Below are 19,652 nucleotides of genomic sequence, written 5' to 3' on the forward strand. Positions count from 1 at the left end.
GTTGTTAAATGGGCTGTGCGAGCGATAAAACACTGGCATTGGCCAACCGGTCTGATGCCGGTAGTGGGGGCGATCCTAATCGGGGAAGCTTTCACCCAGCTTTCGCAGATGAAAGCATTGACCAGATGTGCAACCGGTCGTCGGACGGGTTTAAAGTCCCTGAATACGGGGCAGGAGAATAAAACATGGCCGATATTCATACTGGCGGCTGCCACTGCGGACATCTGCGCTATCAATTCCGCGGGCCTTTGCACGACATCGCCCACTGTCATTGTTCGATTTGCCGACGGGTCAGTGGCGGGATTGTGACCACTTGGATCACCGTACCGGCATCAGCCTTTGAATGGGTGAAAGGGATACCCGCGCAGTACGACTCTTCGACAACCTGCGTGCGGTATTTCTGCGGCAACTGTGGGGCGCAGCTGGCGCTGGTCACGCACCTGAGCCCGGACAGCATCGACGTGACCATCGCCACCCTCGATCATCCCGAACAGGCACCCGCCGAAAGGCATATCTGGACGGACAACCGTTTGCCCTGGCTGCATCTGGACGAACATTTGCCCGGCGAAGCTGAGGAACAGTTGTAAACTGATCAAAAAATAGACAGATCCAGCGGCCGAACCGCGCCCATCCAGATGGCATGCTCGGTGTGATCGAGCAGATCGTCGCCGGTGTCCGGGTGCAGGAACACCACCAAACCCTTGCGGTTGAGCGCAAGCCAGGGCAGCACGTCGCCGATGTATTGCGGCTCGAATGCCAATTGGCAACTCCAATCCGGGTGCGGGCCCACCGGGCGTTCATGGACGCGGCCCATCTTCAGTGGAAACAATTGCACCGCCTGCTCACACAAGGCTCGCGCCTGTGGGAGGGTGCTGGCGTCGAAATAGACATGCGCGTGGTAGCCCTTGATCCGCTGCATTTGAAACCCTCTGAACCGAGTCGAACTGGCGCTGTTTCCCACAGGTCACACGCCATATACGTAGGAAGAACGGAGCACAGACATGAAAAATGCCGAAACACCGGTGGTGAAAGTGGTGCTTTATGGTGCCATGAGTAGCCTGGGCAGTGCGCTGATGGCGGAAATGCTGAGACGCCAACATGAGGTAATCGCGATTCTTGATGATCTGACGGCGCTCGCCCCGCGTCCGGGATTGCGGACAAAGACTGGCGATGTGTTCGACGCCGAGCGGGTCAAGCAGAGTGTCGCCGGTTGTTCGGCGGTGATCTGTCTGCTGGAGGCACCAGGGTTGCCGATGAACAGCGAGCACGTGGAAAAATCCATCATCCCCGGCCCGGTCGAGCAAGTGCTGGCCGTGGATGCTCTGATCGATGGTATGCAAGCCGCCAGCATTAGCCGGTTGTTTGTGGTGGGGCATTTTGAGGAGCTGGACGAGCCGGAGGTGGAGGATGACCTGCAGCGCCACGCCGCCGAAGAAATCCGCGAAGCCCTGCAAAGCAGCACCTTGCACTGGACGTTGGTGAATGCGCCGCGCGGGGTTGCCGGGCTGACCATCGAGCATTTCAGCCACGTCAGCAGCAGCCTGGAACCGGGCCTCGCTGAACCGCTTGAGCGGTTGAGCCGGGTGGCGGTGGGGATTGCCGATGAGTTGCGGTTGAACCTGCATGTCGGCGAACACGTGACCTTTGTTGCAACCGAGGCTATACAGCGATAGACGGTAGCGGAAGGCCGTTCAGCGATTGCGCACTGCTGGCCTGCTCGATCATCAGCCAGTCCACAAACTGTTGAATCAGCGCTCCACGTCGTTTTCGCTGGGGCAGGACCACGTAATAGCCGAGCCGGGAAATGACCGTTTCCGCAATCGGTCGGCATAACAATCCCTGCGCCAGCAAGTTATCCACAAGGTGTCGCCAGCCAATGGCCACGCCTTGGCCGCCAATCGCCGCTTGAATCAGCAACGTGTAATTGTCGAAGCGCAGTTGCCCCGGAGCGGGTGCCGAAGCAATCCCCAACTCACGAAACACGCCGCTCCAGTCGAACCAGTTGCTGCTGTTTTCGCCTCGAAGGTGCAGCAACGGGAATTCCAGTAGTGATTGGACTGGCAAGGGCAGGGCGCGGTCCTTCAGCAACAGCGGGCTGCACACCGGAAACACTTCTTCGCTGAACAACCAGTGGCTTTCACCCTGCTTGAATCGACCATCACCAAACAACACCGCCACATCAATATCGGTGCGCAGCATGTTGAGGCTGCGTTCGCTGGTGACCAGGCTGACGTCCACTTGAGGATTGGCAGCATGAAAACGGTGCAGGCGCGGCATGAGCCAATAGGCGGCGAAGGCGAAGTCGGTGGCGACCTGCAACACTTCATGTTGGTTCTGTGCGCTGATCGCGCTTAATCCTGAATCGATGTTCTGCAATCCGAGCTGAACCTGCTCAAAAAGGATTGTCCCGGGCTCGGTCAATTCGATGCCGCGATAGATCCGGTCGAACAGCCGCGTTCCGAGTTGCTCTTCCAACCGTCTGATCTGCTGGCTGATGGCCGGTTGCGTGGTGCCAAGTTCCACCGCAGCAGCGGTGAAGCTGCGCTGACGGGCCGCCGCTTCAAAGGCGCGAAGCAAATCCAGAGACAAATCACCAAGGGCGTCATACATAAGCTGTGCTTATCCTAGTCATTGCCGCGCATGGGCTTTACCACAAAATGCATGGGCTACATGCTCGATCGCAGCACTCTCGCATAAATATTCACTATGGAATGCCGCGATCACATGAAGCGCAAGAATATTCTTTTCATCATGGCCGATCAGATGGCCGCGCCAATGTTGCCGTTCTACGGTCCTTCGCCCATCAAACTGCCTAATCTCAGCCGCCTCGCCGCCGAAGGCGTGGTGTTCGACGCCGCTTATTGCAACAGCCCACTGTGCGCGCCGTCGCGTTTTACCCTGGTCAGCGGTCAGTTGCCGAGCAAGATCGGCGCCTACGACAACGCGGCCGATTTCCCCGCCGATGTACCCACTTATGCCCACTACCTGCGTCGACTCGGCTACCGCACCGCGCTGTCGGGCAAGATGCATTTCTGTGGCCCGGATCAACTGCACGGCTATGAAGAACGCCTGACCAGCGACATCTACCCGGCCGATTACGGCTGGTCGGTGAACTGGGACGAGCCAGACGTGCGTCCAACCTGGTTCCACAACATGTCATCAGTGCTGCAAGCCGGGCCATGCGTACGCACCAATCAGCTGGATTTCGACGAAGAGGTGGTGTTCAAGGCCCAACAGTATTTGTTCGATCACATTCGTGAGGAGGGCGATCAGCCGTTCTGCCTGACGGTTTCGATGACTCACCCACACGACCCGTACACCATTCCCAAGGCTTTCTGGGATATGTACGACGATGCCGACATCCCATTGCCTCAGACCCCGGCCCAGTCCGAACTCGATCCGCACTCCCAGCGTTTGCTCAAAGTTTACGACCTGTGGGACAAACCATTGCCTGTGGATAAAATTCGCGATGCACGCCGTGCGTACTTCGGTGCGTGCAGCTATATCGACAGTAACGTCGGCAAACTCCTGCAAACACTCGAGGAAACTGGCCTGATCGATGACACCATCGTCGTGTTCTCCGGCGACCACGGCGACATGCTCGGTGAGCGGGGTCTCTGGTACAAAATGCACTGGTACGAAATGGCCGCCCGCGTGCCTCTGTTGATCAGTGCGCCGGGGCAATTCGGCGCTGGCCGGGTCAGCGCGGCGGTGTCCACCGCCGATTTGTTGCCGACCTTCGTGGAACTGGCGGGCGGTTCGCTGGAACCGGGGCTGCCGCTGGACGGCCGCTCACTGGTCTCGCACCTGCAAGGGCAGGGCGGTCATGACGAGGTCTTCGGCGAATACATGGCCGAAGGTACTATCAGCCCACTGATGATGATTCGCCGTGGCGCTTACAAATTCATCTACAGCGAAGACGACCCTTGCCTACTCTTCGACGTACACAACGACCCGCGCGAGCAGGAAGAACTCAGTCAATCACCGCGCCATCGAGCGCTTTTCGAAGATTTTCTCGCCGAAGCACGGGCCAAATGGGACATCCCGGCGATCCATCAACAAGTGCTCGCCAGCCAGCGACGCCGACGATTTGTCGCCGGGGCATTGACCATCGGCAAGCTCAAGAGCTGGGATCACCAGCCGCTGGTGGACGCCAGTCAGCAGTACATGCGCAACCACATCGACCTCGACGATCTGGAGCGTAAAGCACGTTATCCACAACCCTGCCAAAACCAATAATGTTAAGGGGAATGCCATGCGTAGGTTATCCACAGCAGTGACAGTCGGGCTTCTGGCTCTGGGCAGCGCATCGGCGTATGCCGATCAGAGTTGCGAGACGGTAAAAATGGCCGACCCTGGCTGGAGCGACATCGCCGCGACCAACGCCATCACCGGGTTTCTGCTGGAAGGCATGGGCTACAAGGCCAAAGTCGACACGCTTGCCGTGCCGATTACCTTTGGCGGTCTCAAGGATGGCCAGGTCGATGTGTTTCTGGGTAACTGGATGCCGGCGCAGCAGGGCTTCTACGACAAGTTCGTGGCCACCGGTGACGTTACGCAACTGGCGAAAAACCTCGATGGCACCGAATTCACGCTCGCCGTCCCGGATTACGTCTGGGACGCGGGTGTGCATAACTTTGCCGACCTGAACAAATACGCCGACAAGTTCGACAAGAAGATCTACGGTATCGGCTCCGGCGCTCCCGCCAACATCTCCTTGCAAGAAATCATCAAGAAGAACGACTTCGACATGGGCCAGTGGAAACTGGTCGAGTCCAGCGAGCAGGCGATGCTGGCCGAAGTGTCTCGCGCGGTGAAAAAACAGAAATACGTGACCTTTCTGGGGTGGACCCCGCACCCGATGAACGTGCAGCTGAAAATGCACTACCTGAAGGGCGGCGAGAAGTATTTCGGCGACACCGGCAGCGTTCATACGCTCACCCGCAAGGGTTATGCACAGGCCTGCCCGAACGTCGGCAAGCTGCTCACCAACCTGAATTTCACCCAGGAGATGGAGAACAGCATCATGGCCGACGTGGTGAACAAGAAAGTCAGCAATGCTGATGCGGCCAAGGCGTGGATCAAGGCTAATCCGGCGGTGTTGGATAAATGGCTGGATGGCGTGAAGACTGTGGATGGGAAGGATGCGTTGCCGGTGGTGAAAGCGAAGCTTTAACTCTCTCCGCCGATCGTTCTCACGCTCTGCGTGGGAATGCCGCCATGGACGCTCCGCGTCCGCTTCAAGATGTGACGCGGAGCGTCACGGGATGCATTCCCACGCAGAGCGTGGGAACGATCAGCGTATGGTCCTGCTACCCTTGCGCAAAACCCCACCCGAGAGGACCCATGGCCTTCCCAAGCCGCCATTCGCTCTTCCCCTTCCTCAGCTGGATGCCCCGGCAAACTCGCGCCAGCATCGGTCGTGACCTGATCGTCGGTCTCAGCGGCGCCATTCTCGCGCTGCCGCAATCCATTGCCTACGCGCTGATCGCCGGTCTCCCACCGGAATACGGTCTGTACGCCGCCATCATCCCGGTGCTGATCGCGTGTCTCTGGGGTTGTTCGTGGCACCTGATCTGCGGTCCTACGGCGGCGATTTCTATCGTCTTGTACGCCAGCGTCAGCCCTCTGGCCGTTCCTGCGTCGCAGGATTACGTCACCCTGATTCTGCTTCTGACGCTTCTCGCCGGTATTTTCCAGTGGCTGCTCGGTTTGCTGCGCTTCGGCGCCCTGGTGAATTTCGTCTCACACTCGGTGGTCCTGGGTTTCACTCTCGGTGCGGCGGTAGTGATTGCCATCGGCCAACTGCCGAATCTGCTGGGGCTGGACTTGCCCAACCAGGCAACAGCGCTGAACAGCTTGATGATGCTGTTCAGTCACCTCGGCGAAGTGGATAAACCTTCGCTAATGCTGGGGTTGGCGACAGTCGTGGTGGGCGTGGTGTTGAAACTGCTCTTGCCACGCTGGCCGACGCTGTTGATTACCCTGGCGCTGAGCGGATTGCTGGTCTGGTTCTGGCCATCGATGTTCGGCCATGTGAAGTTGGTCAGCGCATTTGTCGGACGGATGCCGCCCTTCAGCCCGCTGCCGTTGGATCTGGACCTGATTCTGCGTTTGCTACCCAGCGCAGTGGCGGTGGGTATGCTTGGGCTGGTCACCAGTCTGTCGATTGCCCGTTCCTTATCGGCCCGCTCACAGCAGTTGCTCGACGCCAATCAGGAAGTCCGCGCCCAAGGTTTATCGAACATGGTCGGTGCGTTTTTTTCCGGGTCGCTGTCAGCCGGTTCCTTCACCCGCTCGGGCCTGAGTTACGAAGCAGGTGCCTGCTCGCCGATGGCCGGCGTGTTCTCAGCGTTATGGGTCGCACTGTTCGCCCTCTTCGGCGCGGCGTTGATCGCGCACATTCCAATCCCGGCCATGGCCGGCAGCATTCTGTTGATCGCCTGGGGGCTGGTGGATCATCGCGGCATTCGCGCGTTGCTGCGGGTCAGCCGCGCCGAGTTCCTGGTCATGGCGCTGACCTGTGTCGCCACGCTGCTGCTGGAGTTGCAGACGGCGATCTACGCTGGCGTGCTGGCCTCGCTGTTCTTCTACCTCAAGCGCACCTCACAACCGCGGGTCCAACATTGGCGCGACGGAGATGAAGACATTCTGCGGGTCGGCGGCTCGATCTTTTTCGGCGCCAGCCATTACCTGCAAGTACGCCTGCAACGGATGCACGGCCCGCGCGTGGTGATCGAGGCGCAACAGATCAACTTCATCGACTATTCAGGTGTGGAAATGCTGCACCAGGAAGCGCGGCGACTACTGCGTCAGGATCGCAGCCTGACCCTGCGGCGGGCAAGGCCGCAGGTGGTGGAGGAATTGAGGAAGCTGGAAGGGGCAGAGAAATGCCCGATCCGTTTCGAAGATTGAAATACCGTCTCCTGTAGGAGCGAGGCTTGCCCGCGAAGCTTTTGGCATACTCGAGGACGCCTTCGCGGGCAAGCCTCGCTCCTACAGGGTTACGCGGCTAGCTGCCGGCGGAGTTCTGCCAGCACCGGCGCCGTGTCCGGCCGCACGCCGCGCCACAGGAAGAAGGCTTCTGCCGCTTGTTCAGCGAGCATCCCCAAGCCATCCATCGACACCGCTGCGCCATGTTCTGTTGCCCAACGGCAGAACGAGGTCGGCTCCTTGCCGTACATCATGTCGTAGCACACCGTCTTGCCCGGCTCGATCAAACTGCTGGCAATCGGCGGTACTTCACCTGACAGACTGGCGGACGTCGCGTTGATGATCAGGTCCACCGACTCCTTCAACCAATCGAAACTACTGGCCGACACCGGCCCCAGGTCCGCGAACAATTCCGCCAACAGTTCGGCTTTTTCCACCGTGCGGTTGGCGATGACCACTGACGCCGGTTGCTCGGCCAGCAAAGGCTCCAGCGCACCGCGCACCGCGCCGCCAGCACCGAGCAGCAGGATGCGTTTGCCCCTGAGGCTGAAACCGGCGTTGACCGTCAGGTCCCGCACCAGTCCGGCGCCATCGGTGTTGTCGCCTAACAGACTGCCATCGGCCAGTTTACTCAGCGTGTTCACCGCACCGGCGCGTTGCGCCCGCGCCGTCAGACTGTTCGCCAGACGATAGGCCTCTTCCTTGAACGGTACCGTGACATTCGCCCCACGACCATCGCGGAAAAATGCCTGGGCGCAACCGGAAAAGTCGTCGAGGGGCGCCAGCAACGTGCTGTAGTCGAGTTGTTGAGCCGTCTGCTCGGCGAACAGACGGTGGATCAGCGGCGACTTGCTGTGGCCAATCGGGTTACCGAATACGACGTAACGGTCCATCAGAACTCCTCGTTCAGGCCTTGGCCAACCAATCGCGGTCTTGCAGGAAGTATTCGGTCAGTCGTGCCTCTTCGCTGCCCGGTTCGACTTTCCAGTCGTAGCCCCAGCGTACTTGCGGTGGCAGGGACATCAGGATCGACTCGGTACGACCGCCCGATTGCAGACCGAACAGCGTACCGCGGTCGTAGACCAGATTGAACTCGACATAGCGCCCGCGGCGGAATTCCTGGAATTCACGCTGTTTCGCGGTAAACGCATCATTTTTGCGGCGCTGCACGATCGGCAGGTAGGCGTCGATGAACGCATCACCGATGGCACGCATGAAGGCGAAACTGGTGTCGAAGTCCCACTCGTTCAAGTCATCGAAAAACAGCCCGCCGATGCCGCGCGGCTCATGGCGATGCTTGATGTGGAAGTAGCTGTCACACCAGGCCTTGTAGCGCGGGTAAACATCCGCACCGAACGGCGCGCAGGCCTGCTCAGCGACACGGTGCCAGTGCACACAATCTTCTTCGTTGCCGTAATAAGGCGTCAGGTCGAAGCCGCCGCCGAACCACCAGACCGGTTCCTCGCCTTCTTTTTCCGCGATGAAAAAGCGCACGTTGGCGTGGGATGTCGGCACATGCGGGTTGTGCGGGTGAATCACTAGCGACACACCCAGGGCTTCGAAGCCACGGCCGGCCAACTCTGGCCGATGAGCGCTAGCGGACGGTGGGAGACCACTGCCGAAGACGTGGGAAAAGTTAACGCCGCCCTTTTCGATGACCGCACCGTTTTCGATCACCCGGGTGCGACCGCCACCGCCGGCAGGCCGGGTCCAGGCGTCTTCAACGAAGTGCGTGCCGCCATCTTCAGCTTCGAGGGCCGCGCAAATGCGGTCTTGCAGGTCGAGCAGGTAGGCTTTTACGGCCTCGGTGCGGGTCGTCATGTCATCACCTTGAATCGGGCAAAGCTACGCGGCGCTCCATTGGAACGGGGGCCGGCGCAAATGGGCGCGTAGCATAACATCGCAGATGGACCTGCCGCAGTTGACGAAGATCAAGCATAGGAGTCCGATAGGGAGCTTCGCGTTACACCTCTAGAAGCTAAGACCTAAGGAGAGTTCTGATGGCTAAGCGTATCCAGTTCCGCGCCCATGGCGGCCCTGAAGTGCTCGAATACGTCGATTACCAACCCGCCGAGCCCGGCCCGCAACAGGTTCGCGTGACTAACCAGGCCATCGGCCTGAATTTCATCGACACCTATTACCGCAGCGGCCTCTATGCACCGCCAGCCTTGCCATCGGGCGTGGGCTCGGAAGGTGCGGGCGTGGTCGAGGCGGTGGGCAGTGAAGTCACCCGGTTCAAGGTCGGTGATCGCGTGGCTTACGGCAGCGGCCCATTGGGCGCCTACAGCGACGTTCACGTCTTGCCGGAGGCCAATCTGGTGCACCTGCCGGACGCGATCAGCTTCGAACAGGCCGCCGGGGTGATGCTCAAGGGCCTGACCGTGCAGTACCTGCTGCGTCAGACGTATGAACTCAAGGGTGGCGAAACCATCCTGTTCCACGCCGCGGCCGGTGGTGTTGGCTCCCTGGCCTGCCAATGGGCCAAGGCCTTGGGTGTGAAGTTGATCGGCACGGTCAGCTCGCCGGAAAAAGCCGCTTTGGCCAAAGCCAACGGCGCTTGGGCAACCATCGACTACAGCCATGAAAACGTCTCACAACGCGTACTGGAATTGACTGACGGCAAAAAAGTCCCGGTGGTGTACGACGGCGTCGGCAAGGACACCTGGCTGACCTCGCTCGATAGCACGGCGCCTCGCGGTCTGGTGGTGAGCTTCGGCAATGCGTCCGGTGCGGTAGACGGGGTGAACCTGGGGATTCTCTCGGCGAAGGGCTCGCTGTACGTGACCCGCCCGACCCTGGCGACCTACGCCAATAACGCTGAAAACCTGCAACGTATGGCGGATGAGCTGTTCGAGATGATCATCAGCGGGAAACTCAAGGTGGACATCAGCCAGAAGTATCCATTGGCTGAAGCGGCGAAGGCGCAGACCGAATTGTCGGCCCGGCGTACGACTGGCTCGACTGTTTTGTTGCCTTGAGGACGCCTTCGCGGGCAAGCCTCGCTCCTACCGGTCTGAGTCGTGCACGCGTTACGTGTACGGTACGAATCTGTAGGAGCGAGGCTTGCCCGCGAAGAACGATGACGCGGTCTCAATCCGGGCGCAAAACCTTGCCGGTCGCGAGGTCGCGGATCACGCTCGGATTCTTGCGCCCACCCAAATTCCCGCCCAGCACTAAATCAATCTGCCCACGGAAATACTGCTCGACACGAATCCGGGTCCGCGCCGCCGGCCGGCCCTGTGGATTGGCCGAGGTCGACACCAGCGGCCCCACCAACGCACACAAATCCCGTACTTGCGGATGATCGCTGACCCGTAGCGCCACTGTCTCGTGCACACCGGTAATCCACCCGGGCAACAGATTCTGATGCGGCACCAGCCAGGTGTTCGGCCCCGGCCAGGTGCTGGCCATGCGGTCCATCCACAGTTCCGGGAAGTCTTCGAAGAGGAAGTCGAACTGGCGAATGTTGTCGGCGACCAGAATCAGGCCTTTATCCACAGACCGTCCCTTGATCATCAGCAGACGATCCACCGCTTCTTCGTCCCACGGGTCGCAACCCAGGCCCCAGACAGCTTCGGTTGGGTAGGCAATCACCGCCCCTGCGCGAATTGCTCGTGCGGCTTGTTGCACACGCCAACTGTTGACCATGAAAAACTCTCCGGAATAAGGCTCTGCGCAGTTTACCGATCTTCCTTATAAAACCTAGCTCCCCCGCGCAAACCAGCGCCCGCTTTCGCAGACCGCACGGCCGTCCATTTCCAGCTCCGTCAGCGCTGCCAGCACTTTGGGCAAGGCCCAGCCGCTGCTGACAGACAATGCTTCACTGGTATGGGGCGCCGCGTGAAGCAGCATAAGCAAGGGATGAGTCGCCGCAACCGAGGGTGTCTCTGTGGATAACGGCAACCGTTGCCAGCCACGCAAGGCTTCGAGGATGTGCTCGATGGTTTCCACCAGCACCGCGCCGTCGCGGATCAGCTGATGACACCCCTTGGCACCAGGGTGGTGGATCGACCCCGGAATCGCATACACCTCACGCCCTTGTTCCGCCGCCAGCCTCGCGGTGATCAACGAACCGCTGGCGACACTCGCTTCGACCACCAGCACGCCGAGGGATAAACCGCTGATAATTCGATTGCGCCGGGGGAAGTTGCTGGCGCTGGGAGCGGCGTCCAGCGGGAACTCCGAAATCACCGCGCTGCCCGAGTCGATCATGGCGTCCGCCAGCCGTCGATTGCGCTGTGGATAAAACTTTTCAAGTCCCGTGCCAAGTACACCGACCGTTCGCCCGCCCACGTCCAAAGCGGCTTGATGCGCGGCAGCATCAATGCCCAGCGCCAAACCGCTGGTAATGACAAAACCGGCGCCAGCCAAACTGCGGGAAAAGGCGGCGGCGGTGTCCATGCCCGGCCGCGAGGCGCGACGACTACCGACCATCGCCAGCTGCGGTTTTTCCAGAATGCCCGGATCGCCCGCAACGAATAACAGCGGCGGCGCATCACTGATTTCCGCCAGCAGCGCCGGGTAGTCAGGTTGGTCCCACATCAGTAAATGCTGGCCCGGGCGCTCTAACCAGGCCAATGCGTGACTCGCACCATCACGGATTTCAGTGGAGCGCCTGGCCTCCGCGCAAGCGAGGGGCAAACCCAGCGAACGCCAGGCACTGGCGGGCGCACTGATAGCCTTGGAGGCCGAGCCGAACGCCTCAAGCAATTTCTTGAACCGCGCAGGGCCGAGCTCCGGCAAGCGATGCAAACGTAAACGAGCTTCCAGTTCCGCAGGGGAAACCGGTGCAAAAGCAGGCAGTGACATGGATCATCCTTGATCGTTATGAGCCCCGTTCAAACGGGAATAAGCTGTGGATAACTCTGTTGGTAACTTGTGGAGCTTACTTACGGATTTCGCACCTTGTCCAGGACCGCCAGGGAGCGTGATGCGTTGAGCACCAGCCCGTAGCTGAGCTTGTCGTAGGTGCGGAAAACCATCAGCAAACCGGCGCGTTCATCCGGGATTTTCAGTGGCTGACCGGTGATTCGGTCACGCACAGTCTCGCCGGTTTTCATCACCACCAGCACATTGCCTTCGGCGAGACCATCGCGCCGGCCCTTGTTCAGCGTGACCACATCCAGTGCGCCAATCTGCGTGACACCGCGCGGCACGTCGATGATCAACCCGTTGATCTCGGTTGCTGGCGCACTGGGCATGAAGGTCGAGTTGATCGATCGCTCTTCACCGCTGAACAAGCGGTCGCCCAGGCGAACCTCTTGAGTAGTGCGTTGCAGCGCCAGGGTGGCGACGTCGCCTTCGGTGGCCACGATCTCGCCACTGCCGATGTCGTCGGCATTGATCCCCAAAAACTCTTTGCTGCCAGGATCGGTGTAGATCTTGCCCTGACGGAAGATGCCGTAAACCGGCTGGGCTGGGTCAAAGTGGCCGCGAGCGAAGATTCGGTCACCGGTGCCACTGAGCACCCGTTCGGCATCGCCGGCGACGATATAAGGCGCCTTGTCGAAGTCCTCGACCTTGTCGACGATGCGGTTGCTCAGCAGAAAGCTGTTGATCGATTGCAGCGGAATGCTCGGGATGGCGTCGGCGACCGGGCTGCTGCGGATGCGTGGCGAAAGCTTGATGGTGCCCCGGGAAGCGCCGCGGTTGAGGGTCAGGCGCGGCTGGCCATTGACGTAGACCAGCGAAAGCGAGTCGCCGGGGTAGATGAGATTGGGGTTTTCGATCTGTGGATTGGCCTGCCAGAGCTCCGGCCATTTCCACGGCTCACGGAGGAATTTCCCCGATATGTCCCAGAGTGTGTCACCCGATACTACGGTGTATTGCTGTGGAAAACCTTCCTTGAGTTGCACTTGCCCGTACGCCAAACCGGCCGAGGCCAGAAGGAGCAAGGCGAGTAGTGATTTCCTCATGCGGTGAATCCCTTTATTATGTGCGTTCACGTGAAACGCCAGAGCCCCCGTGGCTCGCTCCTGACTCTTCTCGAAAAGAAGGGAGCTACGTTTTACAACGGTAGCCTGCATCTTCGGACCCGCCAGGCCATCGACCCGACATTACCTCACACGTGCAGCAATTAAGCTTATGGCCATTTTAGACATCCTCGAATTCCCCGACTCGCGCCTGCGCACTATCGCCAAACCTGTGGCCGTAGTGGACGACGAAGTGCGTCAGTTGGTCGATGACATGTTTGAAACAATGTATGAAGCGCCAGGCATCGGTCTCGCCGCGACCCAGGTGAACGTGCACAAACGTATCGTCGTCATGGACCTCTCCGAAGACCGCAGCGAACCACGGGTGTTCATCAACCCCGAGTTCGAAACCCTGACCGACGAGATGGAGCAGTATCAGGAAGGCTGCCTCTCTGTGCCGGGCTTCTACGAAAACGTCGATCGCCCGCAGAAGGTCAAAATCAAGGCCCTGGACCGCGACGGCCAGCCTTACGAACTGATCGCCGAAGGCCTGCTCGCGGTGTGCATCCAGCATGAATGCGACCACCTGAACGGCAAATTGTTCGTCGACTACCTGTCCAGTCTCAAACGCGACCGAATCAAGAAGAAACTGGAAAAGCTCCATCGCCAGAACGCTTGATGCCCTCCTTTCAAAGGCTTGCTGCGGCAAGCCTTTTTCTTTTCAGAGATTGCTTCCATGACTGAGCCACTGCGCATCGTCTTTGCCGGCACCCCGGAATTCGCCGCCGAACACCTCAAGGCCCTGCTCGACAGCCCTTATGAGATCGTCGCGGTCTACACCCAACCGGACCGTCCGGCGGGCCGCGGGCAAAAGCTGATGCCAAGCCCGGTCAAGCAGCTGGCATTGGAAAACAACATCCCGGTGCTGCAACCGCCGACGCTGCGCAACGAAGACGCTCAGGCTGAACTGGCCGCGCTCAAGCCGGACTTGCTGGTGGTGGTCGCCTACGGCCTGATCCTGCCGCAAGTGGTGTTGGATATTCCGCGCCTGGGCTGCATCAACAGCCACGCATCCTTGCTGCCACGCTGGCGCGGTGCGGCGCCGATTCAGCGCGCCGTTGAAGCGGGTGACAGCGAAAGCGGTGTGACTGTGATGCGCATGGAACTGGGCCTCGACACCGGGCCGATGCTGCTGAAAGTCACCACGCCGATCACCGGTGAAGACACCGGGGGCAGTCTCCACGACCGTCTGGCGCAAATGGGTCCACCCGCCGTGATCCAGGCGATTGCCGGCCTCGCTGCGGGCACTCTGGAAAGTGAAGTGCAGGACGACAGCCTCGCCACTTATGCTCACAAATTGAACAAAGATGAAGCGCGTATCGACTGGAGCCGTCCAGCCGTTGAACTGGAACGCCTTGTTCGCGCCTTCAACCCATGGCCGATTACCCACAGCACGCTGAACGGCGAAGCGCTGAAAGTGCTGGCCGCGAACCTCGCCGAAGGGCAGGGCGCGCCGGGTGAAATCCTCAGCGCCAGCAAGGACGGCTTGATTGTCGCCTGCGGTGAACAGGCCCTGTGCCTGACTCGTCTGCAATTGCCGGGCGGCAAGGCGCTGAACTTCAGCGACTTGTTCAACAGCCGACGTGAGAAATTCGCTGTTGGCACCGTTCTCGGTCAAGTGGCGGACGCTCAATGAATCCACGTCTGGCCGCCGCCAAGGCACTTGCTGCTGTTCTTAACGGAAAAGCCTCACTCAATAGTTCCCTGCCGACACAGATGGACAAGGTCGAAGACCGTGATCGCGGCTTCACCCAGGACCTGGCGTTTGGCACCGCTCGCTGGCAGCCGCGTTTGTCAGCGCTGGCGGCCAAATTGCTGCAGAAACCGTTCAAGGCAGCCGACGCCGATGTCGAAGCGCTATTGCTGGTCGGTCTCTATCAACTGCTTTACACCCGGGTCCCGGCCCACGCCGCCATCGGTGAAACCGTGGGTTGCGCCGACAAGCTGAAAAAGCCGTGGGCCAAGGCTTTGCTCAACGCCGTGTTGCGTCGCGCCCAGCGGGAAAGCGAAGCGCTGCTGGCCGAGCTGGAACATGACCCGGTGGTGCGCACCGCCCATCCGCGCTGGCTGCAAAAATCCCTCAAGGCTTTCTGGCCTGAACAGTGGGAAGCCATTTGTGTGGCGAACAACGCGCACCCGCCGATGATTCTGCGAGTCAACCGTCGCCATCACACCCGCGATGCTTATCTCGTGTTGCTGAGCGAAGCCGGTATCGCCGCCACGCCGTGCGTTTACAGTCAGGACGGCATCATCCTCGACGCCGCCGCCGACGTGCGCAGCCTGCCGGGTTTCGCCGAAGGCTGGATCAGCGTGCAGGATGAAGCGGCGCAACTGGCCGCCGACCTGCTCGACCTGGCGCCAGGCCAACGGGTGCTGGACGCTTGCTGCGCGCCGGGCGGCAAGACTTGCCACATTCTTGAAGCCGAGCCGGCACTCGCCGGCGTTGTAGCGGTGGACCTGGAAGCCAAACGTCTGGTGCGAGTGCGGGAAAACCTCGCACGTCTGGGCCTCAGCGCCGAACTGATCGCCGCCGACGGCCGCGACACCGCCACCTGGTGGGACGGCAAACCGTTTCAACGCATTCTGCTGGACGCGCCGTGCTCGGCCACCGGCGTGATCCGTCGCCATCCCGACATCAAACTGACCCGCCAACCCGATGACATCGCCGCGCTGGCGGTGCTTCAGGGCGAGCTGCTCGACGCCATGTGGTTAACGCTGGAAGTCGGCGGCATTCTGCTTTACGCAACATGTTCCACGCTGCCGACCGAGAACACTGAAGTCATCGAAGCGTTCCTCGCTCGTACCCCGGGCGCCCGTGAACTGGACCTCGCCACTGCGGCCGGCATCAAGCAGCCTCATGGTCGCCAGTTGCTGGCCCAGGAAGGCGGCCACGACGGGTTCTACTACGCCAAGCTGATCAAGATCGCCGCCGCGCGCGGTTAAATGGATTCAATGGAGTGACTGGATGAAAATCATCATCCTCGGCGCAGGGCAGGTCGGCGGTTCGCTGGCGGAACACTTGGCCAGCGAGGCCAACGACATCACGGTGGTCGACACTGATGGCGAACGCCTGCGCGACCTCGGTGATCGGCTGGACATCCGCACCGTGCAGGGCCGCGGCTCACTGCCGACGGTGCTGCGTCAGGCCGGCGCGGACGACGCCGACATGCTGGTGGCGGTGACCAACAGCGATGAAACCAACATGGTTGCCTGCCAGGTGGCCCACACCCTGTTTCACACCCCGACCAAGATTGCCCGGGTGCGCGAAGCCGCGTACCTGACTCGCTCCGAGCTGTTCGACAACGAAGCGATTCCGGTGGACGTGCTGATCAGCCCGGAGCAAGTGGTCACCAACTACATCAAGCGACTGATCCAGCATCCGGGCGCCCTGCAGGTAATCGATTTCGCCGAAGGCAAGGCGCAATTGGTGGCGGTCAAGGCGTACTACGGCGGCCCACTGGTGGGCCAGCAGCTGCGCCAGTTGCGTGAACACATGCCGAATGTCGAAACCCGCGTGGCGGCGATTTTCCGTCGCGATCGGCCGATCCTGCCTCAGGGCGATACGGTGATCGAGGCGGACGACGAAGTCTTTTTCATCGCGGCGCAGGCGAATATTCGCGCGGTGATGAGCGAAATGCGCCGCCTCGATGAGAGCTACAAGCGCATCGTTATCGCCGGTGGCGGACAGATCGGTGAGCGTCTGGCCGAGGCCATCGAAAGTCGTTACCAGGTGAAGATCATCGAGATGAACCCGGCGCGCTGCCGTCATCTCTCGGACACCCTCGACAGCACGGTGGTGTTGCAGGGCAGTGCCTCCGACCGCGATTTGCTAATGGAGGAGAACATCGCCGACGCTGACCTTTTCCTGGCCCTGACCAACGACGACGAAGCCAACATCATGTCGTCGCTGCTCGCCAAGCGCCTGGGTGCGAAGAAGGTGATGACCATCATCAACAACCCGGCCTACGTCGACCTGATCCAGGGCGGCGACATCGACATCGCCATCAGCCCGCAATTGGCGACCATCGGCACCTTGCTGGCTCACGTGCGCCGTGGCGATATCGTCAGCGTGCACTCATTGCGCCGGGGCGCGGCGGAAGCCATCGAGGCGATTGCCCACGGTGATGAGAAGTCGAGTAAGGTCATCGGCAAGTCCATTGAGAACATTGGCTTGCCGCCGGGCACCACCATTGGCGCAATCATCCGCGACGAAGAAGTGATCATTGCCCGCGACGACACAGTAATCGCGGCGGGTGACCATGTGATTCTGTTCCTTGTGGATAAAAAGCATATTCGGGATGTGGAAAAGTTGTTTCATGTAGGACTCAGCTTCTTCTAACCGATCGTTCCCATGCTCCGCGTGGGAATGCAGCCCGGGACGCTCCGCGTCCCTGCCGACGCGGACGCGGAGCGTCCATTGAGGCATTCCCACGCAGAGCGGGGGAACGATCGCTGTCTAAAGAGGTGTTAAAAAATGCTCGAATCCCTGGAAAAAATGCTCGCCAAGGGTGTGGATAACGCATTGCTGCGCTTCGGCCTGGGCAAGGGTTACCTGGATCTTGGGGAACACGCCAAGGCCGCCGAGCATTTTCAGCATTGCGTCGAATTTGATCCGAAGTATTCGGCGGCCTGGAAGCTTTTGGGCAAGGCCCATCTGGGGCTGGAGGATTTCGCGTCCGCACGTCAGGCGTGGGAACAGGGCCTGGAAGCTGCTCGCGCCCATGGCGATAAGCAGGCAGAAAAGGAAATGACGGTGTTTCTGAAGAAGCTTGAGCGTCAAGCCCACTGATCAGAGGTATCGCAGGCCAATGCCCTCGGCATCCACCAGCACCACTTCCATGCGCACGCGCGGCGCGCCTGTGGGTAAGTCCTGCACTTGACCGTAAACCACCGCGCCCTTGGGTAGCGCCGACAAGCGCGGATGCTTGACGTAGACGCCTGTCGTCGACAGGTCACGCGTTTGGCCCAGGCATTCGCCGAAGCTGTGGTGACTGATCTTGATACGAAAAGATTTGCGGTGTTCGGACATCTTCTGCGCCCTTTATTGAACGGTTGTGGATAACCCAAACCCGTAGGAGCGAGGCTTGCCCGCGAAGGCGATATGGCATCCAACACTATGTTGAATGTTATGGCGTCTTAGTGGGCAAGCCCCGCTCCTTGGTTATCCACAGATCATGCCAATCAACTCAATACCAGCGTTCTTCACCCGGTGGACGCTTTTTGAAGCGCTTCATGCTCCACATGTACTGACTCGGATATGCCCGCACATAGCGCTCGACTACCTGGCTCATGGCCGCGCAGGACGTCTCGGTATCGGTGCTGTACATGGCTTCTGGCGCGGCTTCGAGGATCACTTTGTAACCCGAACCGTCCGGCAGACGTAGCGCATGCAGGAACACGCCGACCGCTTTACCGCCGGCGAGCATGTTGGGTACGAACTTGCTGGTCAGGGCCTGAGTGGCGAAGAACGGCACGAAGATCCCGGCGGATTCGGCCGGTTCCGGGTCAGCGGGAATGCCCACTGCACCGCCTTTGCGCACTTCCTTGATGACACTGAGAATGCCTTCCCTGGTGGAAGCGGCCACCCGGTTGCCCAATTGCACCCGCTGCTTGCGCAGCAAATCATCCACAGCCTTCAATTTCGGCGGGCGATAGAAAATGATCGGTTTGCACTGGTTGCAATAGAAGTGGTTCAGCACCTCCCAATTGCCCAGGTGGCTGGTGATACCGACCACACCTTTGCCGGAGGCGAGGGCGTCCTTTAATACGTCGAGACCCTCGACTTCACGCACCAGGTCAATGGAGCGCTGGGCCGGCCAGATCCAGGCGCAGGCGCTTTCGGTCAGGGACTTGCCGATGTCTTTCAGACTCTGGCCGACCAGACGCTCCCGTTCAGCCGGGTCCATCTCGGGGAAGCACTTGGCGAGATTGATCCGCACCACATCGCGGGAACGGTTGGGGGTTTTCCACATCACCCAGCCGATGGCCGAGCCCACTGCCTGCACTGCCCGCCACGGGAGCAGGGCAAACAGCCGCAGAGCGCCTACCAGCAAGGCGCCTTTAAACTTATCCACAGGTCACTCCTGATCTTGTGCTGTGCGCGAGGCGGCTATTCTAACCGCCGTTCGCCAGTGTCGCGTAACGATCGCAATCGCGGGTGTGGTCCATGACCATGCCCGAGGCCTGCATCAGCGCGTAGCAAATAGTCGGGCCGACGAAGGTGAAGCCGGCCTTTTTCAGACCTTTGCTCATCTCCACGGCGGTCGGCGTCACGGCCGGCACTTCGCTGCGATCCTTGAAATGATTGATCACAGGTTTGCCGTCGACGAAGGACCAGAGGAACTCCACCGGATCTTCCAGCGCCAGCCAGGCCTGGGCATTGCGCCGGGCCGCGTTGAGTTTGAGGCGATTGCGAATGATGCCCGGATCGAGCATCAATTCATCGATTTCGGCGTCGCTCATTTGCGCCACGCGCTGTACGTCAAAGCCGAACAGCACCTCGCGATAACGCTCACGTTTGCGCAGCACGGTGATCCAGGAAAGGCCGGCCTGGAACCCTTCGAGCAAAAGCAACTCGAACAAGCCCTGCGCATCGCGTAGCGGCGTACCCCACTCCTGATCGTGATAAGCCATGTACAGCGGATCTTCGGAACACCAAAAGCAGCGTGGCATAAGGCTCCAGGGGGCGTGCGCAGGACCGAATCGGGTATACTCCCGCTCTTTAAATCGCAGCCCAAGAAACAGGTG

Annotated in this window: 21 protein-coding genes; 11 read left to right on the forward strand and 10 right to left on the reverse strand. The window is 60.2% G+C overall.

Features of this window, described 5'->3' with window-relative positions:
• The first annotated feature begins 185 nt into the window (after positions 1-185).
• Entirely contained in the window at positions 186-587 is a 402-nt protein-coding gene (locus tag ACYZT0_RS25320; RefSeq protein WP_462043500.1) for a GFA family protein, read from the forward strand.
• Between the two features lie 5 nt (positions 588-592).
• On the opposite strand, the gene ACYZT0_RS25325 is transcribed toward ACYZT0_RS25320, so the two are convergent.
• Complete coding sequence (locus ACYZT0_RS25325; protein WP_462043501.1) at positions 593-919, reverse strand: DOPA 4,5-dioxygenase family protein; 327 nt, start codon at positions 917-919, stop codon at positions 593-595.
• 82 nt (positions 920-1,001) lie between these two features.
• Here ACYZT0_RS25325 and ACYZT0_RS25330 point away from each other — a divergent pair, with 82 nt between their 5' ends.
• Entirely contained in the window at positions 1,002-1,673 is a 672-nt protein-coding gene (locus tag ACYZT0_RS25330) for an NAD(P)-dependent oxidoreductase (RefSeq protein WP_462043502.1), read from the forward strand.
• Here ACYZT0_RS25330 and ACYZT0_RS25335 read toward each other — a convergent pair.
• Positions 1,660-2,610, reverse strand: a complete 951-nt coding sequence (locus tag ACYZT0_RS25335) for a choline sulfate utilization transcriptional regulator (RefSeq protein ID WP_462043503.1) — start codon at positions 2,608-2,610, stop codon at positions 1,660-1,662. The two genes, ACYZT0_RS25330 and ACYZT0_RS25335, sit on opposite strands and share 14 nt — an antisense overlap.
• Before the next feature lie 114 nt (positions 2,611-2,724).
• Between ACYZT0_RS25335 and betC the strand changes: the two genes are divergently transcribed.
• The 3 genes from betC to ACYZT0_RS25350 all read left to right on the forward strand — a co-directional run bounded on the left by betC (position 2,725) and on the right by ACYZT0_RS25350 (position 6,915).
• Complete coding sequence (gene betC, locus ACYZT0_RS25340) at positions 2,725-4,239, forward strand: choline-sulfatase (RefSeq protein ID WP_462043504.1); 1,515 nt, start codon at positions 2,725-2,727, stop codon at positions 4,237-4,239.
• A 16-nt stretch (positions 4,240-4,255) separates the two neighbouring features.
• Positions 4,256-5,176: a choline ABC transporter substrate-binding protein gene (gene choX, locus ACYZT0_RS25345; protein ID WP_462043505.1), complete on the forward strand. Its 921-nt coding sequence runs from the start codon at positions 4,256-4,258 to the stop codon at positions 5,174-5,176.
• A 170-nt stretch (positions 5,177-5,346) separates the two neighbouring features.
• Entirely contained in the window at positions 5,347-6,915 is a 1,569-nt protein-coding gene (locus ACYZT0_RS25350; protein WP_462043506.1) for a SulP family inorganic anion transporter, read from the forward strand.
• 89 nt (positions 6,916-7,004) lie between these two features.
• Here ACYZT0_RS25350 and aroE read toward each other — a convergent pair whose 3' ends face one another.
• Together aroE and hemF are read right to left on the reverse strand one after the other, a co-directional pair.
• Complete coding sequence (gene aroE / locus ACYZT0_RS25355; RefSeq protein WP_462043507.1) at positions 7,005-7,826, reverse strand: shikimate dehydrogenase; 822 nt, start codon at positions 7,824-7,826, stop codon at positions 7,005-7,007.
• A gap of 13 nt (positions 7,827-7,839) precedes the next feature.
• Positions 7,840-8,754: an oxygen-dependent coproporphyrinogen oxidase gene (gene hemF, locus ACYZT0_RS25360; RefSeq protein ID WP_462043508.1), complete on the reverse strand. Its 915-nt coding sequence runs from the start codon at positions 8,752-8,754 to the stop codon at positions 7,840-7,842.
• A gap of 179 nt (positions 8,755-8,933) precedes the next feature.
• Between hemF and ACYZT0_RS25365 the strand changes: the two genes are divergently transcribed.
• Complete coding sequence (locus ACYZT0_RS25365) at positions 8,934-9,911, forward strand: NADPH:quinone reductase (RefSeq protein WP_462043509.1); 978 nt, start codon at positions 8,934-8,936, stop codon at positions 9,909-9,911.
• 112 nt (positions 9,912-10,023) lie between these two features.
• Here the strand turns inward: ACYZT0_RS25365 and ACYZT0_RS25370 are convergent, their stop codons facing one another.
• From ACYZT0_RS25370 to ACYZT0_RS25380, 3 genes are all read right to left on the reverse strand, one after another.
• The gene (locus ACYZT0_RS25370; protein ID WP_462043510.1) at positions 10,024-10,581 is read right to left on the reverse strand and encodes an L-threonylcarbamoyladenylate synthase; all 558 of its coding nucleotides are present in this window, start codon (positions 10,579-10,581) and stop codon (positions 10,024-10,026) included.
• 54 nt (positions 10,582-10,635) lie between these two features.
• Positions 10,636-11,742 carry a DNA-processing protein DprA gene (dprA, locus tag ACYZT0_RS25375; RefSeq protein WP_462043511.1) on the reverse strand — a complete coding sequence of 369 codons (1,107 nt, stop codon included), beginning with the start codon at positions 11,740-11,742 and terminating at the stop codon, positions 10,636-10,638.
• Positions 11,743-11,822: 80 nt separating this feature from the next.
• Positions 11,823-12,848, reverse strand: coding sequence for a LysM peptidoglycan-binding domain-containing protein (locus ACYZT0_RS25380; protein ID WP_462043512.1), 1,026 nt, complete (start codon positions 12,846-12,848; stop codon positions 11,823-11,825).
• A 169-nt stretch (positions 12,849-13,017) separates the two neighbouring features.
• On the opposite strand from ACYZT0_RS25380, the gene def reads away from it, so the two are divergent.
• The 5 genes from def to ACYZT0_RS25405 all read left to right on the forward strand — a co-directional run bounded on the left by def (position 13,018) and on the right by ACYZT0_RS25405 (position 17,694).
• Positions 13,018-13,524 carry a peptide deformylase gene (gene def, locus ACYZT0_RS25385; RefSeq protein WP_027926190.1) on the forward strand — a complete coding sequence of 169 codons (507 nt, stop codon included), beginning with the start codon at positions 13,018-13,020 and terminating at the stop codon, positions 13,522-13,524.
• A gap of 57 nt (positions 13,525-13,581) precedes the next feature.
• Positions 13,582-14,541, forward strand: coding sequence for a methionyl-tRNA formyltransferase (gene fmt / locus ACYZT0_RS25390; protein ID WP_462043513.1), 960 nt, complete (start codon positions 13,582-13,584; stop codon positions 14,539-14,541).
• Positions 14,538-15,848: a 16S rRNA (cytosine(967)-C(5))-methyltransferase RsmB gene (gene rsmB, locus ACYZT0_RS25395; protein ID WP_462043514.1), complete on the forward strand. Its 1,311-nt coding sequence runs from the start codon at positions 14,538-14,540 to the stop codon at positions 15,846-15,848. Before fmt ends, rsmB begins: the two co-directional genes overlap by 4 nt.
• A gap of 22 nt (positions 15,849-15,870) precedes the next feature.
• Entirely contained in the window at positions 15,871-17,244 is a 1,374-nt protein-coding gene (gene trkA, locus ACYZT0_RS25400; RefSeq protein ID WP_462043515.1) for a Trk system potassium transporter TrkA, read from the forward strand.
• 135 nt (positions 17,245-17,379) lie between these two features.
• Positions 17,380-17,694 (forward strand): tetratricopeptide repeat protein, encoded by a 315-nt coding sequence (locus tag ACYZT0_RS25405; RefSeq protein WP_462043516.1) that lies wholly within the window; start codon positions 17,380-17,382, stop codon positions 17,692-17,694.
• Here the strand turns inward: ACYZT0_RS25405 and ACYZT0_RS25410 are convergent, their stop codons facing one another.
• From ACYZT0_RS25410 to tag, 3 genes are all read right to left on the reverse strand, one after another.
• Positions 17,695-17,934 carry a PilZ domain-containing protein gene (locus ACYZT0_RS25410; RefSeq protein WP_462043517.1) on the reverse strand — a complete coding sequence of 80 codons (240 nt, stop codon included), beginning with the start codon at positions 17,932-17,934 and terminating at the stop codon, positions 17,695-17,697. It abuts the gene before it with no gap.
• A gap of 157 nt (positions 17,935-18,091) precedes the next feature.
• On the reverse strand, positions 18,092-18,979 hold the full coding sequence (locus ACYZT0_RS25415) for a lysophospholipid acyltransferase (protein ID WP_462043518.1): 888 nt from the start codon (positions 18,977-18,979) through the stop codon (positions 18,092-18,094).
• Between the two features lie 40 nt (positions 18,980-19,019).
• The gene (tag, locus tag ACYZT0_RS25420; protein WP_462043519.1) at positions 19,020-19,577 is read right to left on the reverse strand and encodes a DNA-3-methyladenine glycosylase I; all 558 of its coding nucleotides are present in this window, start codon (positions 19,575-19,577) and stop codon (positions 19,020-19,022) included.
• Positions 19,578-19,652 lie beyond the last annotated feature (75 nt).

The sequence above is a fragment of the Pseudomonas sp. ZS1P83 genome (genome assembly GCF_054897825.1).

Coding starts and splice junctions, on each gene's coding strand:
- ACYZT0_RS25320 (WP_462043500.1), top strand. CDS start 186: ATGGCCGATATTCATACTGGCGGCTGCCACTGCGGACATCTGCGCTAT.
- ACYZT0_RS25325 (WP_462043501.1), bottom strand. CDS start 919: ATGCAGCGGATCAAGGGCTACCACGCGCATGTCTATTTCGACGCCAGC.
- ACYZT0_RS25330 (WP_462043502.1), top strand. CDS start 1,002: ATGAAAAATGCCGAAACACCGGTGGTGAAAGTGGTGCTTTATGGTGCC.
- ACYZT0_RS25335 (WP_462043503.1), bottom strand. CDS start 2,610: ATGTATGACGCCCTTGGTGATTTGTCTCTGGATTTGCTTCGCGCCTTT.
- betC (WP_462043504.1), top strand. CDS start 2,725: ATGAAGCGCAAGAATATTCTTTTCATCATGGCCGATCAGATGGCCGCG.
- choX (WP_462043505.1), top strand. CDS start 4,256: ATGCGTAGGTTATCCACAGCAGTGACAGTCGGGCTTCTGGCTCTGGGC.
- ACYZT0_RS25350 (WP_462043506.1), top strand. CDS start 5,347: ATGGCCTTCCCAAGCCGCCATTCGCTCTTCCCCTTCCTCAGCTGGATG.
- aroE (WP_462043507.1), bottom strand. CDS start 7,826: ATGGACCGTTACGTCGTATTCGGTAACCCGATTGGCCACAGCAAGTCG.
- hemF (WP_462043508.1), bottom strand. CDS start 8,754: ATGACGACCCGCACCGAGGCCGTAAAAGCCTACCTGCTCGACCTGCAA.
- ACYZT0_RS25365 (WP_462043509.1), top strand. CDS start 8,934: ATGGCTAAGCGTATCCAGTTCCGCGCCCATGGCGGCCCTGAAGTGCTC.
- ACYZT0_RS25370 (WP_462043510.1), bottom strand. CDS start 10,581: ATGGTCAACAGTTGGCGTGTGCAACAAGCCGCACGAGCAATTCGCGCA.
- dprA (WP_462043511.1), bottom strand. CDS start 11,742: ATGTCACTGCCTGCTTTTGCACCGGTTTCCCCTGCGGAACTGGAAGCT.
- ACYZT0_RS25380 (WP_462043512.1), bottom strand. CDS start 12,848: ATGAGGAAATCACTACTCGCCTTGCTCCTTCTGGCCTCGGCCGGTTTG.
- def (WP_027926190.1), top strand. CDS start 13,018: ATGGCCATTTTAGACATCCTCGAATTCCCCGACTCGCGCCTGCGCACT.
- fmt (WP_462043513.1), top strand. CDS start 13,582: ATGACTGAGCCACTGCGCATCGTCTTTGCCGGCACCCCGGAATTCGCC.
- rsmB (WP_462043514.1), top strand. CDS start 14,538: ATGAATCCACGTCTGGCCGCCGCCAAGGCACTTGCTGCTGTTCTTAAC.
- trkA (WP_462043515.1), top strand. CDS start 15,871: ATGAAAATCATCATCCTCGGCGCAGGGCAGGTCGGCGGTTCGCTGGCG.
- ACYZT0_RS25405 (WP_462043516.1), top strand. CDS start 17,380: ATGCTCGAATCCCTGGAAAAAATGCTCGCCAAGGGTGTGGATAACGCA.
- ACYZT0_RS25410 (WP_462043517.1), bottom strand. CDS start 17,934: ATGTCCGAACACCGCAAATCTTTTCGTATCAAGATCAGTCACCACAGC.
- tag (WP_462043519.1), bottom strand. CDS start 19,577: ATGCCACGCTGCTTTTGGTGTTCCGAAGATCCGCTGTACATGGCTTAT.